Genomic DNA, 18,166 nt, shown 5'->3' with positions numbered 1-18,166 from the left:
TTCGAGTCGAGCCTTGGAGATCAGATGTCGACCATCTTCACTCGAGTGAAGAACTCTCTTGCGCGCTGTGAAGACGGTGAGTTAATCACTTGTCGAGAAGGACCCTCTTCAACAATTCGCCCTTCGTCCATAAAAATCGTCCTGTCGGCTACATCCGCCGCAAACTGCATCTCGTGCGTAACAATCATCATCGTCATGCCGCCTTCAGCAAGATCTTTGATGACGGCCAGCACTTCACCGACAAGCTCAGGATCCAACGCGGACGTCGGTTCATCGAAAAGCATGACATCAGGCTTCATCGCCAGTGCTCGAGCGATCGCTACGCGTTGTTGTTGACCACCGGACAGCTCAGCCGGATAATAGTCGACCCTTTCTGCCAAGCCAACCCTCGTCAACAAATCCTTTCCGTTTCCAATGGCGTCAGCCTTTGACATCCGTCGAGACAGTATCGGAGCTTCGATCACGTTCTGCAGGGCACTCTTGTGTGGGAATAGATTAAACTGCTGGAAGACCATCCCTATGTTCAACCTCTGACGAGACGTCAATTTCCCTGACGCAACTCGGAGGTCGTCACCACTCCGTTCATAGCCGACCAGCTCGCCCTTGACTAGAACCTCACCACTGTCAATGACTTCAAGTCGGTTGATGCAACGCAACAGGGTCGATTTACCTGACCCGGATGGCCCTACAACAGCGACAGCCTCACCTTCACGAACCGACAAGTTAATATCAGACAGAACAACGTTGTCGCTAAACGATTTCGTGACATCTCGCACGGAGACAATTTCAGCACCGTCGTTTTCAGCGTCCAATTTTTTTCCGCACCTTCCTCGGAACGTATCCCTTTCCGTAATGGCTTTCGACCTTGCTCTGCACCCAAGTCAGGACGGTGACCATCACGATGTACCAGATCGAGGCCACAAGTAGTAGTTGAATGACTCGATAGTTAACGGAATAGATTATTTGCGCGGAGTAAAGAAGATCATTCAGCGCAATAACGCTGACAAGCGATGTCGTTTTCAGCATTGAGATAATCTGATTTCCGGTGGGCGGAATAATGATGCGCATAGCCTGCGGGAGCACGATCCTGGTCATAGCCCGGAACGGTGTGATCGCCAGAGCTTCTGCCGCCTCCTTTTGCCCCTTGTTCACCGACAGGATTCCACTGCGGATAATCTCCGCCATGTATGCAGATTCATGTAGAGTCAAAGATATTATCGCAGCCGTAAAGGGCGTGATGAGAGCATTTGTGTTCAGCGTCAGGTCAAGACCCACATCTGGGAGAACCAATCCTATCTGGGGGAACAGCGCCGCGAGGTTGTACCAGAAGAGCAACTGAACGAGTAGCGGCACTCCCCGAAAGAACCAGACATAACCTTCCGATATCCAGCGAAGCGTCTTTGTCGGCGCGAGCTTCATCAGGGCCAAGATCGCGCCAAGGATTGTCCCGAGGAACATTGATATTGCGGTGAGCGCGATCGTATTGCCGATTCCAATGAGGATGTTAGGGTGGAACAGGTACTCCGCCACAATCGGCCAGCGGAAGTTCTCGTTCACTGCGATCGAGACAAGGAACAGGGTCACAATTATTGTGACGAGTACGCCAAAGATAGTCGTTTTTCTGTTCCGGGGCGGTAGGACTTTTTTTACATACGCTTGGCTCGGCGCGTCGCGGGAGGGCTCTCCATTTTGAATGTTGCTTTCAGGCTGCGCGCTCATTCGGTCTGCACCTTCGCCTCATCCAGCGACACGTCCGACATTCCGTACTGATCCAACGTCGATGCGTAGTTCCCGTTGTCCATCAGCTCCTGCATGGCCATCTGCACCGGATCCAGCAGACCGCTGTCTTTGGTAACGCCGATTCCAAGGTTCGAGCCTGACGTCAGGCTTCCCAACTCCTCGATCCCGGACTCCTGGTCGACTGCATATAGAATCACGGGGCCGTCACCTGCCAGCCCGTCGATCCGACCGCTAGTGAGAGCGAAGATCCCGTCCTGCTGGTTCGGAAAGCTTTCAGGGGTAATAGGTTCTTCGCCATTTTCTTCGCATTCGTCAGATCTGCCTGGCAAGACTTCCGTCTGCTGAAATGAGCCGATAGATACGCCGATCGTCATGCCGCAGAAATTGTCGACACTCAGGTCATTCGGGTTTCCCGCCTGAACCGCGAGGCGACTATCGGAAAAGTAGTATTCGACGAAGTCCACGACCTCTAGCCGCTCTTCAGTAACAGCCTGATTACTGACATTGATGTCGTAACGCCCGGCCTCCATGCCGGGTAGCATCTGACTGTTGTCCGCCGCGTGGAGCTTGACTTCGAGGCCCATGATTTCACCAAGCTGGTGCGCGATGTCGGGGTTGAAGCCAATCAAGTCGCCACTAGCCTCATCAGGGTAGTTCAAGGGCGCCATCCCGGGCGACATTGCCACGTTCAGTGACCCTCGTTCTTTGATCTCTTCAGGCAGCGCATCGTGGATCTGTTGCACCTGCTCATTCACTGGACGCTCTCCAGCCGTAAAGCTAGCATCAGTCTCTTCAACTGGCTCTTCCACCGGCTGAGGCGAGCACGCGCTTGCGAAGAGGAACATGGTCGCGCTGAGTGCTGTGATCTGTGCAATCTTACGGGTTCTCGACATTTTCACTTCTTTCTCGCTTTGTTATGAGCCATTGAAATGTTGCGCTGTCGGTCGTCTCATTCGCGATGTAGTGGTTCATCTCAGATTTGAATTTCACTGACTCGCTAGCTTGCACTGAAATCCGCACATCGTCGAGAAATACGGACACTTTCCCTGAAAGAACGATAATTAGCTCGATTGCGCCTTTGTGGCTATTCACCGTTCCGGTGGTCGCGCCAGGCGGTATATCGACCTCGTAAAAGCTCACACCCCTAGACGGCTCCCTGAGGAGTACTGTCTTCTCGATTCCGTCCGCCGCGTGCAGGACTTCGCGGTCTTCTTTTTTCGTTGCACGGTCAGTGAGACTTTTCGTAGAAAACAGATCCGCCACCTCGACCTCCAACGCGTGACATATCGAAGCAACGACTGCAATCGATGGGCTTGTCCGATCGTTTTCGATATTGCTGATCATCCCAGCGCTCACACCGGTCATGGCCGCGAGGTCGCGGACAGTGAACTGCCTCAATCGACGGAGCGTCCGCACTCGCCCCGCAATCGCGCTGTTGGACGCGCCCCCGCTACCGCTGGTCATAAGTACGGGCTGTGTTGACAGCCGTGAACAGAAGATGTGATCATGATCACATGATTGAACGTGGTGTTCTCGCTGTCAATGGCTGTTACGTGATCGTGATCTGCCCGGGCCGGCGGTCAGCGACGTGTTCAATGAAGGAAGCGGCAGTGTTCCGTCCCACCCCACGGGTGTCAGTGGGCTGTCAGCGGAGTGTCGCGTGCAACGGCCGTTCTAGCACCTGGGCGCCAAGGGCCTATGTCGGCCAACCGCTGGAAGCGGTGGATGGTCTTAAGTCGTGCCACAGGTTGCCTCCACGGGTGCACCGAACGAAATGGGCTGCTTTCTTCGCAACATCTCGGGAACCGTCCGGTGTTGTTTTTGTGTTCTCTTCTCCCACCAAAGTGAGCTGACTGTGGTCCCGATGCAGATCTGTGTGATCGACCGTGTCGACGGGAAGGGGCATGACGTCGCCCCATTGCAACGTGTGTCCTCATCATTCGACGTGCAGAGGATCTCTCCTCACCACGTTCACGACATTCGACCCAACACTGAAGTTCTGTTCATCCGAGCCGCGTATTTTGGCGAACTCGGGGAGGTGGCGCGTCGGCTTCCGCGCCTTCGCTGGATTCATATTTCGATGGCAGGTACTGAACATCTACCGAAGAAAGTGTTCCGGGAGCGGGGCATCATCCTGACAAATTCTGCTGGCGTACTCGATCAGGCTATCGGCGAATACGTCGCAGGGTCGGTTCTTCTTTGGTCGAAGGGTCTCCTGCGCTCTGCGCACGACACTTCTCAAGCACTTCGGGTGCACCGCGAGCCACTGAGCAACGATCAACTGCGTGTTCTCGTTGTGGGAGCAGGCGGAATCGGCACCGCGGCTGCCCGAATGCTTCGCGGCATGGGGGTCGCCCACCTGGCCGGCGCGCGGCGAGACCCCGCAGCACTGGATCCTGTCTTCGACGAGTATGTGGACAGCAACGCCCTCCTGTCACACGTAGGGAACTTCAACGTGCTCGTGGCTTCGCTGCCGTCCTCCCCTGCGACCGCCAACATGTTTAGCAGTACCGTGATTGCAGGATTCGCGGACCCTTGTGTTTTCGTCAATGTGGGACGAGGCGCGAGTGTGGATCACCATGCGTTAGCCAGGATGCTCAGCAAGCACACTCGGTCGGCCGCGGTTCTAGACGTCACGGAGCCGGAGCCACTGCCGTCAGGGCATCCGCTCTGGGGTCTCCCAAACCTGGTGATCAGCCCACACATGGCAGGTGACACGCCGGATAGACACGAACGATATGCCCTCTTGTTCGAGGCAAACCTTGGCCGCTTCTCCCAGGGGGAGCCGCTACTCAACCGGGTGATCTGATCTATTGCGTGAATGCTCAGCTCACCGCTTACGCGCACCGCCCTAGTAGGTCTGCACCACGCGCTTCGACGGACATGACTCAGGCCGGCTCACCAGGTCACTGTCGAACAGGACGATTTGCGCCGCACTGCCAGCCTTCGCCAAAACCACGGATGGAGCTTTTCGGGTCCCGCCCCGAGGTCGAAGCTCTAGTCTTCGACTCCGACGGAACTCTCCGGGTCATCTTCATCTGGACTCGGGCGCTATCATCGCCGGGGACCTGGTGACTGACGCAAGGAAAATGCCCGTCGAATGGCAGACTCCCATAACGAGCATCACTGTGCAGCCACCTCGCCAGCGTCAGCGTCTGGGAGGCTCAGACCGTCACCATCGTCGTTCTCACGTAGACAGAGGATAATACGGGGGCGCCGTCAATACTTATGAACTACCCAGGTGCCGAACAAACCCGCATTAGCGGGCGGCACAGTCCGAGAGGCGCACATGAGCAACAAGTTCGTGAGAACCACAGCCACAGCCTGTTCCACAGTCAAAACTGCCGAGTCGACGGCAAGTTCGGCAGAGTAGCCTGCGGCCTTCCCTGCCCTGCCTCGCTTCCGTATGCTCGGGAGGAGACAACGGGTATGACGGTCGGAGGGACCGGGAGGCTCACATGTTCGGGGCGATCATCAGCACGATGTTCCTCGTCTATGCGGTGTTGGCCGTCGCCATGGTCGTGGTCGTGCCGGTAGTCCTGGTGGCACGAATTCGTAACGAGCTGGCCCGCCACGATGGTACCGAGGCCGCCCCGCACGTCGATGACCCCTCCCCCATCTACGAGGAACAAGAGGAGCAGCGACAGCTCACGAGAGTCCGCCTGCGGACCACCGCGGAAGCCGCAATGCGGTCTCACGATCGGATTCTCGAGGAGTGGGTGGCACATTTGCAGGACGAGCAGATCGAGACCGCTGCCAGAGGTGGAGCCCACACCCAGCCAGGACGTGCCCTCTATCCCGCCGTGCAGAAGCAACTGTTGGACGCCCTCGACGCCGCCCAGGAGGATCGGGCCGTTCCCGCAGACCCCGCGCTTGATCACTACACGGTGGGACTCTATGCCACACGAGTGCGCGAGCTGGAGGCTGCGTGGAATGCCTACCGTCGCGAAAGTGGTTCAATTGCCAAGTCTTGCGACAACGACACGTAGCGTGGGCCCCGCGGGTTCTCGAAACACACCGGTCGCGGGTCTCATCAGTGACGTTGCTGCGACCAAGCGGCGATAATCGCCTTCGACGCTTCGTCCGGATCCTCATGCTCCCAGAACCTCAGCACGGTCCATCCCGCCACTTGCAACCGTTCGGTAGTCTCCGCGTCACGTCGGCGATTGGCCCCGATCTTAGGTCCCCAATATTCGGGATTCGACTTCGGCGCTATGAAATGCTTTGGACAACCATGCCAAAAACACCCATCGACAAATACTACGATCCGCGCACGAGTGAAGACGATGTCCGCCTTCCTCCGGCGGTCTTCCCCGGGCGCGAAATCAACTCGATACCGGAGCCCACGGGCGTGGAGGATACGCCGAATTTTCAATTCGGGTGCCGTATCGCGACGTCGGTTGGCTTGCATTGTGAGACGTGCGCCGACTGATGACGCCCATGACTCAGGCATCCGAGAGAGCACGCTCCGTCACGTCAGTGACGTGTGCGAAGAGCGCCTTGAGGTGCTCCGGATCCTCGTCGCCGATCTCTACTAGACCGGACATCTGCACGAGCTGTCGCATGAAGACTCTGGTGAAGTCACGCCGCGACTGACCAGTCCTGCTTGTGCGTCGAATCTCCGCAACCGTCTTAGTTGCCAGCGCCCGGTTCTGACCGGTCAGCCTACGCTCCAGCAACGCGACATAATCGTCCTCCGTGAGTTCTTGAGCTTCAACAATGTCCTCACCGAAGACATTCCAACGACGCCACAGGCGCTGGAACACATGCCGCCTGTTGCCGCCTGTCAGGCGTGCAACACCGCCCCTCCCACTCGGCGGAAAGCGCTCAAGTGCGAGATCTGGCAACACGATCAGCGTGAGGAAGTCCCACACCTGCGCACTTCCGAACTCGCCCTCGCTGCCCTGCGATTCATTGAAGAGAATCCGACCAACCCGCAGATCGAACGCCTGGTCGGTACAAGCTTCATTCGACAAAGAGCGTCCGAGCGCAGTCACACACCTCTCACGGAACCCGAGGAGGTCGTCTTCAGTCAGTCGCCGTCCGCCAGTGGGCGGGAACGCCGAAGTCTCGGAGAGCGAGTCTTCAAACAACGACAAGTCGAACTCGAGGCCTCCTACTAGGGCTCGCTCTCGCAGTGACACAGCATGCTCGGCTGAGAGTCGAGGGTAAAGTCTGTAGGGTCTCATCGCTTCTCCTGGAGCGCCAACGTTGCGCTGAGTATCAGCATCTCGACCTCCTCGGGCTTTGAGCGCATCAATGTGATGATCGAGTTAAGAGGCCGCTTCAGGTAATGCCGGCTGGTCTTATCCGCGGCCGCCCCGATTGAGTCTGGGAACTCTTCAACCGCTCGATGGACGGAATCGTCGCGGTCCGAATCGTCAGCCAGCCTCCGGGCAGTTTGCAACAGTGTCCGGATGATTGCGGCGTCGAGCATCGTTTCCACGTGCCGCTCCGCTCGGCCATCAATTAGCTCGACGACTCTCGGGTAGTCGAGATTTAAGGTTAGGCGGACCGAGTGCATGAATGGATCCGTGAGGTCGACGGCGCTGATGCTGATCATCCAGGGCGCTTGTCTAAAATTATTCTCCGAGAAGGAGACCGCCGAGGTCGGGAAGCCAGACAGCTCGGAATCAACGTTGATCTTCTCCGGTCGCCGTTGCGCGATTATGCGCCGGCCAAGCCATGCCTCATCCCCAAACGGAGCTGTGAGCGAGGCTTTGACGTCGAGTTCCTGAGCAATTCGACTACCGTCAATTGAAATCTGTGCAGACGCGCTCGCTCGCTGCGCTCCGCGTACGAACTGAGCTCGCGAAGACACCGTTTCTGCCGTGCTGTAGCAACCGGCAGTGAGTGTGAGAACTGGTGCGACCTGATACCTCTCGAATTCGTCAAGCGGCACTCCGGCGGTCACTGACAGAGAGATGGTCGAATGCGGGTCCCAGCGATCTGCAAGTTCAGCGCGGTCAACTGCACGACCATCGACTGCAATTGCGGTCTCAGACCACTCCACCGACCGATCGATCCGAGGGTACGGATAGAGCTTGATGCTGCTCATGCGCGCTCCTCGATATCGATCTTCATATCGAGGGCGACGGTAGATGCAGTCTGGACCGTCAGCTCGCCGCGTGAGCCGCCTCGGTAAACAGCTTCGTCGCGATGCTCACTCAGACATCCGCCACCCTCCCAAGCTACTGAAAATTCTCTCTCTTCGAGCAACATTGACCCATCCGCGGTTTGCGCAGACGGGCTCGCTCGGACGACGTACTCGTCTTCTTCAGACCCCTCAACATGGAACTGAATGATGAAGCCGTCTCCTGTCGGAGCGGCATGATAATCAATGACTTCCACGCGAGGCCGGTCACTGATCGTTCTCGCTCTCCGCGCGGAGCGCTTCCGGCTTGCAGGTTCCTCCTGCATTTCGGGCTCCTCTGTTCCGAGCGGCACGAAACCCCTGAGCGCATTCGCAACATCACGAACTGATCGGCTCTCCGCGGCCTGGCCGACCCTCTGCATCTCGAGGAACGACCTAGTCTTTCGCTTGATTTGGTCCAACGTTTTGCGAACCATGTACGCCGATGTCTCTGTATCTGAAGTATTAGGCATCCATGTGTCGTGGGTCGGCGGCTCGGAGGACGCGAAGTGGAAGTCGCATTCCGGTGTCGGCTTGAAGACTCCGGTCCACTGCAGACCCGAGAACTCGACATCGACGACCGGATCGTAATAGACAACCAGCTCCGGCCCCGAACGCATGAGACAGAGTCGATCCTTAGGCGCGGACAAGCCTTTGGAACCCTCCGCAGTTCGATCGGTGGGGTTATCCAGTGTGAGCATGAGATGGAGATAACCGGCGATGTTGTCGGTTCGCTCGCCGAAGAACGTCTCATGCGAATCGGGGAATGAACGAGCAGGTCGGAGTACGATCGGCTCAAGCTTCTCCTTCAGCACCTGGATCGTCTGCGGAGGTGCATCGCCCTCCAGTTGCCCGAGATAGCTGCGCACCGTCGTCAGGGAGTTCGCGTAGCGCTCAAATGCCACGCGAATCAACTCTGAGACCTCGACCTCTTCACCCCTCCTGTAGACATGAAAGATCATGGGTGGATAGTCGCCGCCCTTACTGATTGCCTTCGGCCACGCGTTCTCCGCAAGTGACTTCACTACCTCGTCGACGAGGAGATCCTCAAGCACTTCATCATGCACCTGCACGCGCTCGTTTGCGGATTCTTCTTCCAACCGCACCCGGACCTCGGGATCGATGACCAGAATTGAAGTCCCCGTCTCCTCGTCTTCCTCACTGAATGGTGTCCGGAAGAGCCGTTCTCCGAGCTCACGCGCCGCGTCACCTCGAAGCGGGACGATCTCATCCTCACCCGGATCACCCCACCAATGGGCGCCGGTGTACCGGGCACCACCATCGTCATACGGATCATGCAGAGCGGCCGCGATCAGTCGGTTCTCGAGCTCCCCCTCATCATTCCTGCAGACGGACCAGTACACAACGCTATGAGCATGGGAGACCTCGAATGTAGCTGTCTTGCCGAAGCCGAACGTCCCGCCAGAGTTTCCACCCGCCTTCGTCGTTCCTATATCAAAGACGAAGGAATTGAAGTTGTTCGGGGCACCCGGATCCGCGGCTTCACCTGCACGAAAAGGACCGTCAAGCCCCGTTGTGCCGCGATCATAGATCTCCATGACACGGGTTTCTGGGTGCTCGAGACTTTTTCGGAGAACTTCCAGGGACGGAGGTACGTCCGTAAAGACGTCTTCGGAGAGTGTTCGCTTCGCCTCCGCCGAGGGCTTGTGGACATAGACTCCGTAAGCGGGAACCCACTCGTCGAGCTTGGCGTCCCACGAATTCTGCAGCGTCTCGCGTACGAGGACCTGAACACGCGTGAGATCCGACGCAGACCGCAACAACTTGCCGCGACCGCCGCTGGTCTGATCACCGGCCCCTCGCGGCTTCGAATAGATCTTGAGCCGTGTCAAAGAGTCCTCCTCAGGATCGGTGGTCTGCTTCGGGCTGGAACAAACTCCAGTCGAATTCAGACTCGCCCCCGGCGAGAGACGATAAGTTGAGCGAGTACTGCACATCGCTGATTGCGGTCGACACATCAGGGCCGACCTTCTGCGTCGAGAGCACTGGCGAGTCCGGGGTCATCTCCCAATACCGCCACGACTTCAGAGAGAAGGTCGGAGCGGACTCGAATGAACTCATCCCTCGCACGAACCCGCCGGCTTCCAATTTCTGCGATAGAACGTCGATCGGGGCCCCGACTTCGAGAACGCGGTCAACGACATCATCGATCGTCTCGCCGTCGCCGTGCTTCTCGATCTCGGCCACAGCGAGCACGAGCCTCGCCGTCGCAGGCACTTCGAGCTGCTTCAGCCCATGGATGGTCACTGCCTGCCGGTTCTGGAATGAGGAGGTCTTAACCTCCACACGGATGCGATCCGCAATGAAATCGTGGACATCGTGACCGTCTATCTGCCACGTTTCGATCAGCTTCGGCCCGCCGCTATGTATCAGCTCTTCCAGGAAACGGAGCTCGCCGTACAACCCCGCGGCAGCACTATCACTGAGGCCATGGCTCACCACTCGCAGCAGGTTTCGCCACGCTGCGGCAGAACTCACTAGAACTTCGACGGCATTCTGCTTGTCCAGTTGCGACGTCACGTCATCCATGAACGCGATGAATACGTCGTCCAACCGCGAATCACGGCAGGTGACCTTTGCGGCACGGACGTCTTCTGGAACGCCTCCGACGACTGTCTCCACTGGCAGTACATCGATAACTTGACTGACCGCGAAAGGGGCGAGCTTCTGCTTACCGATCTCAAAGTATGCAACGGGACGGCTATGGAAGTCGGTGCCGAACCAAGCACGGCGTCCATCTTGAAGCCCAGGAGCCGGCGCAACGCGGGCCTCGCGCTCACCCAATACGGAACCCAACGTGTGCGCTCGCTCCATTGTCGACCTGACGCTCATGCGGAACCGCCATCGAAATCGCGTTCGTCGTCGACAATAGCCTCGGTCATCGGCTCCTCCACGTCATCAGTATAGGGAGGGCGCACAGCTACGTAACTGCCCTTGTTCCGAATAACACCGTCGACATCGAACGGCGTCATGAGGCCGATCCCAAAAATCGGCGGCGCCCCTGGAGCAACGAGACGCGAGTCGATTGACTCGAGCATCTCTGACATGTGGCGCCTCGTCTTAGTAGTCGAGCGGGATGTCCGGCTGATCGGATACAGCACGAGCAACCCAACGCCGTCCCCGCACCCCTTGAGGGATCGAAGATTCTTCTGCTTCTCATTGGTTAAAACCTGGCGATCCACATCAGGCAGTCGGTCTAGGATCGAGAGGTCCGATACGAGATCACCCGCACTCATAAGCGCACGGATGTTGATCGTTGGATCGTCCGCCTTGTGGGTACTCGTCGCTAATGGAGCGCGATTCACTGCATTGACGGTCACGTCTCCAACCGTGTAGGGATCATCAGTCAATCTGTTGCCCGCCACCACGACGTTCCAAGGCCTCTCCGGGAGCTTCTCTCGGGTCCACTGGATCGCTCCGGCTAGAAGACCCTTAAGGTCTTCGTGCACTTCGAAACCTTCCAGGAAGTCAAGGACCTTCGAGGCTTGCACTTGGTCGAAGAGCAGACCGCCCGTCTTTTCGGGTGCACCAAAGCCGTAGGGTTGAAGACCAGAAAGGAACGCGCGTACAGAAGCTTCAGCATCGAGAAGTGCGTCCGGGTCCGAAACGTCGAACTTCGTCGTCTGGAACTGCTGCCCTTCGAAGTCGACCTCCACTTCATCGACATGCTTCATCTTGTTCTTAGACGTGATCTGTAGACGACCGGGATGTTGTCGAATGCGGAGGCCTATCTGATCGGGCGTGAGCCCTGCAGCCGCCATTCGCTCGACCTCTATGCGGAGGTCTGACTCGACCGTCGCGAGGAACCGATAATTGCTGTCGAGTCCGGGACTGACCCAGATACGTTGGAGATCCTCATAACCAGTACGATAGCCAAACCAACGTCCCATCTGAAGGAGTGTGTCGTAGGTATTCGAGGTACGCGTGAAGAACGACACGAACAGACCCTCAAGCGTCAGCCCCCGCGACAGTGTCCCGCCGCCGATGACAATAACCGTCTGGGCCGTCTCGGTCTCGTAGTCCAGTCGTTCCGACTCGTCCGCAGACCCGTTGTCGACCGCGACTCTCAGCGTGCGCAGCACATTCAGTATCTCTGCCTTCACACTGGGCCACGTCGGGGCTGGGCCATCTCCCGTGTACAGTTCAGCGGCGCGGTTCATCTCAGCGTGGAAGACGTCGTAGAACGAGTCGGTATCTCCGTCGAGAGCTTCATCCTGAAGGGGCTTGAGGAATCGGTTAACCTCGTCTCGCATGAGGAAGTGCGGTTCGACCCTGTGAGTGGTGTGAATGAGCATCGTCGAGTGCTTGCCCGCATGCCCCCGCAACCTCCGTACCGCGGCCGCGATAATGAACCAGCGAATCGCCGATTCGAGCGACTCCGTCACTTGTGGATCGAAGTCCGCGGCATCCTTTGCCGTCTTCGGCAATAGGTGCTCGAGTTCAGCATCATCGATGTACCGGAGAACGTCGGGGGCCTCCGTCGACGCATCGGAGAGCCCGAAAAGGCGCTCCGCACCGAAATAGTTGTCTGGAGTTGGCATCACCGAGAGGAAATTCGAGGGATAGAGATCGGTTGACTCCGCAGGATTCATGAAGACGTTCGCGAACGGCGTCGCTGTATATCCAACATATGTGGCGTTACTTACCTCGTCCCAGATCTCTCGCATTCGCCTATTGATCGCAGTCGGCGTGTCTGCACCGTCAGCCGACGAATCAGGAGTCGCCTGATCGGACTCGTCGTCAATAATGAGCGTCGGAGTGTCGCGCATCGTGCCCGGATCGACCGCGCGGAGGAAGTCCCGCAGGTTGCTCAGCCGGCGGGAATTCTTCTTGACCACGGCGAGCGTCCGGCTGTTCGTGTCGACGATATTCGCGGCGTTCTTGATATCTGCTCGACCGATATCACCGTCTGTAGACGTGAGGCGGAACCACTCCGCACTGTCTTCGACCGTCCGGAGATCCTTCTCTAGCCGACGCTGAGTCTGCCGCCGGAGGTTGGAATGTACGCCGGACATTACAATCACCAGCTTGTAGCCCTCGTCAAACGCCTTGGCGATCACCGCCGCATAGTTAGCGGTCTTCCCTGATTGGACGTTCCCAATCACAAGGCCCTTGCGCTTATCATCCGAAACGTTCGGCTCAGCTAGGTGCGCGACGATCGCATTACTCGATTCATCGATTGACTCAACGGCATCCGCCAAGCTGCCTCTCGACATCCGATCGCGGAGCTTCTGCCAGATCCCGCCGGGTCGTGTGTGCGGGGTATACCACCCCCGCGCGATGTCATCCTTGACGAAAGACGTCGACTTCTCTGAAAGCTTCGTCGCATGGGCGACTTCAGCCTGATGTTCAGAAACGAGAAGATCGAGGTCGTCGATCGCGGCCGGCTGCAGCGCGACCAACTGCTCTCTGATCTGCAGAACCGCCTCGTCGAACGAGAGCCTGTTGGCCCGCCGAGCATTATCGATCATCGCCCGGACTGATTCCGAATAAACGCCCACAATCCCTCTTCCGCTCGACTGTCCCTGCCATGCTAACCAAGACAGACCCGCAACAGGGTCGATTCCATCACAAGTTCCAACTTTCGGGTTAGCCACCATCGACCGAGGCCGCATCGTCCACTCCATATCGCGGCTTCGACTGACGTGGCCCCCAACGCGCCCTTCGACAATCGCACGAAGAGCTTGGCAGAACGTACAGCCGTCGTGAACCACTCTGGACCGCGGGTGACGGCCCAGTCATCCGAGCTGCTCGTGTCTGACCCTTCGTGTAGGGTCGCGATCGCGACGCACGGCCGCTACGAGCGACAGCGCGTACGCCGACGACACAAGCAAGGAGCACGCGACAGGTGACTACACATGACGATACGCAGTCAGATGAGCTCCGGGAGAAGCAACTGGCACTTGAGGCCAGCCTCGTAGCCGCGGAGCAAGCTGTCACTGCTCGCGGCGTACCCGACGAACGGACGGCCGCGGATACACAACGTCGTGTTTTCAGACTCGGCGAGCTCTTCAGCGGCCCCGGAGGCCTTGGGATGGGCGCACTTCAAGCACGGATCAAAGATACGGACTATCGATTCGTCCACCAGTGGTCCAACGACTTCGACCTCGACACCTGTCACACTTACGCTCGAAACATCGTCGGTCGAGACGATGCACCAAGCGTGATTCATGGTGATATCCGGGCCCTAAACTATGACGAGTTCGCGGCGCACGGGGACATCGATTCCCTCGCTTTCGGCTTTCCCTGCAACGATTTCTCACAAGTCGGTGAGCGGAAGGGGTTTGACGGGGAGTACGGCCCTCTGTATATGTATGGCATCAAGGCGCTCAAGCGCTTCCAGCCTGCTTTCTTCATCGCGGAGAATGTTGGCGGCCTTTCCTCCAACAAGGAGGGAGAAGCTTTCAAACAGATCCTGAAAGACATGCGCGCCGTCGGATATCGTCTTACGCCTCATCTATACAAGTTCGAGAAGTACGGCGTTCCCCAAGCACGCCACCGAATCATCATTATCGGTATACGGGACGACCTGAGCACTCGATTCAGAGTCCCCTCCCCTGCCCCATACGCCGAGTTGGACGTATCAGCGCGGTCTGCACTGGCAGGGATCCCCGCCGAAGCCTCCAACCAGGAACTCACACGACAGTCCGCAAGAGTCGTCGAGCGACTCAAGCTCATCGAACCGGGCCAAAATGCGTTCACCGCCGACTTACCTCAGCGGTTGCAAATTAATACGCGAACACGGATCTCCCAGATCTACAGGCGACTTGACCCAGCAAGGCCCAGCTACACCGTCACAGGATCCGGCGGAGGCGGTACACATGTCTATCACTGGAGCGAGCCACGAGCACTCACAAACCGTGAACGCGCACGGCTGCAAACATTCCCCGATTCATTCGAGTTCTGCGGGTCGAAAGAGTCTGTCCGGAAGCAGATCGGCATGGCTGTCCCAGTCCGCGGCGCACAAGTTATCCTCGAAGCCGTTTTGAAGTCCTTCGCCGAAGAAGAGTACGAGTGGATCGACCCTTCCTTCGCCACAGTGTGACGCCGCTCAAGTAGCCTGAAAGCACTACCCCGGCAGCGATGCAGACGCCGCCCCGACGCGAAGGGAGCTCTCAGTGCTAATCGAAGACCTCGCACCGGTGATCCTCACACCGCCCCAAGGCGCAACACATCTGGATGTCGTCACCGGGTACCTCTCAGTCAGTGCCGCGCTCTGGTGTCTGCACCAAGGGCAAGTGCCGAGTTCAATGCCGCAGGGGACGACGCCCTATGGACCTTCCAACATCTCCGTGCGAGTCATTGTGGGCATGGCCACCGCGGGTGGCGTCTCGCAGGGGCAGCATGACAGCTTCCGGACCTGGGCCGCTCGGCTAGGCGCTCAGCTCGACATCCGGTACCCCTCGCGCTCTGCACAGCGTCCAATCCATTCGAAGGTGTACGTGTGGCGCGATCACGCAGGAGCGCCCATCCACGCGTTCTCAGGTTCTGCGAACTTTACGAACCCCGGGCTAGGAATCGGCGGGCACACCCAGGAGAACGTCATGCATCCTGTGGATCCGATATCAGCCAGCCAGTATGCAGACATTCGCGCTGTCACATCCGTCAACTGCAACGACTCTGAAGTTGACGAGTATATCTCGTTCCCTGAAATCGCAGACTCGAACTTCGCGCGCGAGTATGAGGCAGCGGATGGCGCCTCCTTCACTGCATCGGAGAACTTCTACCTGTATAGCCGGACGCGGATGCAGGCTTACGGGGATGGAGCAGGGGTCAACTGGGGCAGACGTGACTCGCGCAGTTCTCAAGACGAAGCGTATGTTGCGATTCCTGCTGATATCGGACGCGGCGACTTTTTCCCACAGAAGAACACTCCGTTCACCGTGGTCTGGGACGATGGGACCTCCATGGTCATGCGCGGCGCAAGCGGCACTGACCGCTCAGGGAAGGACCTCTCGACACTTCCCTCCAATTCTGAGTTGGGAACCTACTTGCGTAGGCGCCTCGGGGTGCCGCCGGGCTCCCGCATCGACCTCAAGACGTTGGTCGAATACGGCCGCACGTACGTCACAGCCAGTAAGAACTCAACTGGGGAATACTTCTTCGATTTCAACCCGCTCTCCTCTTCCCCTGATGAAGAAGCGAGAAAAATTCTCGCCTCGAACGACGATTCTGCCTGACGGGCCTTCCCGATACTAACCAAGGCTCAACGGAATCGCGGACCTTAGGAGATGTAATAACCGAGGCTACGCTCCCCGACGCCTCCGCCCGCGCACTCATTTGTGGCGCCTTACACACCCGCATTGCGCGGACTCAATCACCGCCTCCTTCTTACCCAGTGAACAGGACGCCGCAACCATCGATCGCTAATTCGCAAAGATACGGGCGTAATTCGACTCAGACGATAAGCCACTTTAAGCGCGAGGGATCGGGCTACAGTCCGTCACCTAAGCAGATCTCGCCAGGACTGCGAATCCCGAACGCTCGGTGATGCACCTGCCCACGCCCGCGGTCACCGCTTCCAGTTCCGCAAAGTCGCGCGCGGCAGCACCAGCAAGTGGAGCTTCCTCACCTTCGCCCAACATGCGGGCTCCAGGGCAACAACACTAACGATCCGCTCATAGCCGCCTCAGCTGATCCACGGATACAGCCAAGGCGGTTGACGCTCTCGTCAATTTACGGTTGACGGGGGTGTCAACCGCCGTTAATGTGAACCGTGCCACGGCAAAGACGCCTAGGAGGATGCATGCGATCATGGCTCTCACGGAGCACAGCCCTACTGAGTTGTCTGCTGCTCGTCGCTTGCGGGTCATTCGGATCCGCCCAATCACAGCTCGACGAGCTGACCGTCGCGATGCCGTCCGATCTGTCGTCCTTCGACCCCGCCACCGGGAACGCTGGTACAGACCACGTGTTCCTCTACCCGGTCTATGACACCCTCATCGACTTCGAACCGGAGACGACGGAACCCATCCCGGGCTTGGCAACGAGTTGGGACTACACCGACTCCCTCACACTCGAACTGAAGCTTCGCGAAGACGTCACGTTCCACGACGGTGAAGAGTTCGACGCAGACGCCGTGGTCGCCAACCTCAACCGGTCACGGGATGAAGGTTCCAACCTCCAATCCGAGCTGGGCTCCATCAGCGATGTCGTCGCGACAGACGACTACACCGTCGAAATCCGACTGTCAGAACCGGATTCGGCACTACCCCTCATCCTCTCCGACCGCTCCGGCATGATGGTCTCCCCCGCGGCGCTTGAGGACCCAGACACCCTCGCATCGACTCCCGTCGGCACCGGTCCGTGGAAGTTTGTCGACTGGAACCGCGGCAGCGCGGTGAAGTACACGGCCAACGCCGACTATTGGAATGACGACGTCGAAGTCGCCCCGAACCTCACGTTCCGGGTGCTCACCGACCCCAAGACCCGCGTCGACTCGCTCATCACCAACCAGGTTGACTTCTCCTACCAGGTGGGCCCGGCGGATGCGGAAGGACTCGCTCTCAACGAAGCGATCACCGTCCGATCCGACCCCAGCATGCGCGTACGGATGGTGTACCTGGACCTCTCCGATGACGTGATGGCGGATGAGCGGATCCGCGAAGCCCTCAATCTCGCGGTGGACCGGGAACAGCTCGCGAACGTCGGCTTCTTCGGGTATGCGCAGCCGGCGTCCACGTACTTCCCGACAACCCATTGGGCGTCGGTCGAAGAAGAGTCCGCGTACCCGTACGACCCTGAACGGGCGCGTGAACTCATCAGTGAAGCGGGTGCAGAAGGAGAGCAGATCTCCATCCTGCTCCCCAATGATGCGAACACCGTGCGGATCGCGGAGATCCTCCGCTACTCCTTCAACGAAGTTGGGCTGTCCGTAACGATGAAGCCGCGAGAACTCGTGCAGTCCACGACGGAGTACTTCGACGAGCATCGCGACCCTGCACTGCTCTCAGCATGGACGGGACGCCCGGACCCTGCCCAGACCTACGCCCAGTTGCTCGCCGAAAGCGGCTACTACAACGCAGGCAGCGTGCCGCCGCCCGGCCTCGAGGAAGCAGTCAACGAATCCAACGAGTACACGGACAACGACGCTCGCGCAGAGAGCCTCAAGGAAGCTGGTCGACTCGACCGTGAGTTCTCCACATTCGTACCTCTCGTCTTCGAAGACGCGATCGTCGCGTACGCGAACCATGTCCAGGGCTATGAGCCGAACCTGCTCGGCAAGCCGAAGTTCACCAACGTCATCGAAGCCGGGTGAAAAGCATATGAGCG

15 protein-coding genes are annotated in these 18,166 nt (G+C 58.4%); 5 read left to right on the top strand and 10 right to left on the bottom strand.

From position 1 onward, the window contains the following. Positions 1–20 precede the first annotated feature (20 nt). Genes JFC09_RS02630 through JFC09_RS02615 form a run of 4 tightly spaced genes read right to left on the bottom strand, consistent with a single transcriptional unit; the run spans position 21 to position 3,204 of the window. Complete coding sequence (locus JFC09_RS02630; protein ID WP_269770435.1) at positions 21–812, bottom strand: amino acid ABC transporter ATP-binding protein; 792 nt, start codon at positions 810–812, stop codon at positions 21–23. Beyond that, positions 802–1,719: an amino acid ABC transporter permease gene (locus JFC09_RS02625; RefSeq protein WP_198392404.1), complete on the bottom strand. Its 918-nt coding sequence runs from the start codon at positions 1,717–1,719 to the stop codon at positions 802–804. Before JFC09_RS02625 ends, JFC09_RS02630 begins: the two co-directional genes overlap by 11 nt. After that, the gene (locus tag JFC09_RS02620; RefSeq protein ID WP_198392403.1) at positions 1,716–2,633 is read right to left on the bottom strand and encodes a transporter substrate-binding domain-containing protein; all 918 of its coding nucleotides are present in this window, start codon (positions 2,631–2,633) and stop codon (positions 1,716–1,718) included. The genes JFC09_RS02625 and JFC09_RS02620 overlap by 4 nt, the downstream gene beginning before the upstream one ends. Then, positions 2,617–3,204: a helix-turn-helix domain-containing protein gene (locus JFC09_RS02615; RefSeq protein ID WP_269770434.1), complete on the bottom strand. Its 588-nt coding sequence runs from the start codon at positions 3,202–3,204 to the stop codon at positions 2,617–2,619. The genes JFC09_RS02620 and JFC09_RS02615 overlap by 17 nt, the downstream gene beginning before the upstream one ends. Before the next feature lie 400 nt (positions 3,205–3,604). On the opposite strand from JFC09_RS02615, the gene JFC09_RS02610 reads away from it, so the two are divergent. Together JFC09_RS02610 and JFC09_RS02605 are read left to right on the top strand one after the other, a co-directional pair. Continuing rightward, positions 3,605–4,549 (top strand): NAD(P)-dependent oxidoreductase, encoded by a 945-nt coding sequence (locus tag JFC09_RS02610; RefSeq protein ID WP_232483123.1) that lies wholly within the window; start codon positions 3,605–3,607, stop codon positions 4,547–4,549. 649 nt (positions 4,550–5,198) lie between these two features. Then, positions 5,199–5,729 carry a hypothetical protein gene (locus JFC09_RS02605; RefSeq protein ID WP_198392400.1) on the top strand — a complete coding sequence of 177 codons (531 nt, stop codon included), beginning with the start codon at positions 5,199–5,201 and terminating at the stop codon, positions 5,727–5,729. Between the two features lie 44 nt (positions 5,730–5,773). Here the strand turns inward: JFC09_RS02605 and JFC09_RS02600 are convergent, their stop codons facing one another. From JFC09_RS02600 to JFC09_RS02575, 6 genes are all read right to left on the bottom strand, one after another. Continuing rightward, the gene (locus JFC09_RS02600; protein WP_332839646.1) at positions 5,774–6,151 is read right to left on the bottom strand and encodes a very short patch repair endonuclease; all 378 of its coding nucleotides are present in this window, start codon (positions 6,149–6,151) and stop codon (positions 5,774–5,776) included. A 34-nt stretch (positions 6,152–6,185) separates the two neighbouring features. Continuing rightward, complete coding sequence (locus JFC09_RS02595; RefSeq protein WP_198392398.1) at positions 6,186–6,737, bottom strand: hypothetical protein; 552 nt, start codon at positions 6,735–6,737, stop codon at positions 6,186–6,188. A gap of 188 nt (positions 6,738–6,925) precedes the next feature. Continuing rightward, the gene (locus JFC09_RS02590) at positions 6,926–7,798 is read right to left on the bottom strand and encodes a hypothetical protein (RefSeq protein WP_198392397.1); all 873 of its coding nucleotides are present in this window, start codon (positions 7,796–7,798) and stop codon (positions 6,926–6,928) included. Next, positions 7,795–9,726 (bottom strand): hypothetical protein, encoded by a 1,932-nt coding sequence (locus tag JFC09_RS02585; RefSeq protein WP_198392396.1) that lies wholly within the window; start codon positions 9,724–9,726, stop codon positions 7,795–7,797. Before JFC09_RS02585 ends, JFC09_RS02590 begins: the two co-directional genes overlap by 4 nt. A gap of 10 nt (positions 9,727–9,736) precedes the next feature. Continuing rightward, the gene (locus JFC09_RS02580) at positions 9,737–10,516 is read right to left on the bottom strand and encodes a PD-(D/E)XK motif protein (protein ID WP_198392395.1); all 780 of its coding nucleotides are present in this window, start codon (positions 10,514–10,516) and stop codon (positions 9,737–9,739) included. Positions 10,517–10,722: 206 nt separating this feature from the next. Then, positions 10,723–13,365: a Z1 domain-containing protein gene (locus JFC09_RS02575; protein WP_198392394.1), complete on the bottom strand. Its 2,643-nt coding sequence runs from the start codon at positions 13,363–13,365 to the stop codon at positions 10,723–10,725. 377 nt (positions 13,366–13,742) lie between these two features. Between JFC09_RS02575 and JFC09_RS02570 the strand changes: the two genes are divergently transcribed. From JFC09_RS02570 to JFC09_RS02560, 3 genes are all read left to right on the top strand, one after another. Beyond that, a complete protein-coding gene (locus tag JFC09_RS02570; RefSeq protein ID WP_332839617.1) occupies positions 13,743–14,939 on the top strand; it encodes a DNA cytosine methyltransferase in 1,197 nt (398 codons plus the stop codon). 73 nt (positions 14,940–15,012) lie between these two features. After that, on the top strand, positions 15,013–16,074 hold the full coding sequence (locus JFC09_RS02565) for a restriction endonuclease PLD domain-containing protein (RefSeq protein WP_198392393.1): 1,062 nt from the start codon (positions 15,013–15,015) through the stop codon (positions 16,072–16,074). A gap of 674 nt (positions 16,075–16,748) precedes the next feature. After that, positions 16,749–18,152 (top strand): ABC transporter substrate-binding protein, encoded by a 1,404-nt coding sequence (locus JFC09_RS02560; RefSeq protein ID WP_198392392.1) that lies wholly within the window; start codon positions 16,749–16,751, stop codon positions 18,150–18,152. Positions 18,153–18,166 lie beyond the last annotated feature (14 nt).

The sequence above is a fragment of the Brevibacterium yomogidense genome, from assembly GCF_016107685.1.
GTDB classification, from domain to species: Bacteria; Actinomycetota; Actinomycetes; order Actinomycetales; family Brevibacteriaceae; genus Brevibacterium; species Brevibacterium yomogidense.
This window is presented reverse-complemented; position numbering and strand designations above follow the sequence as displayed.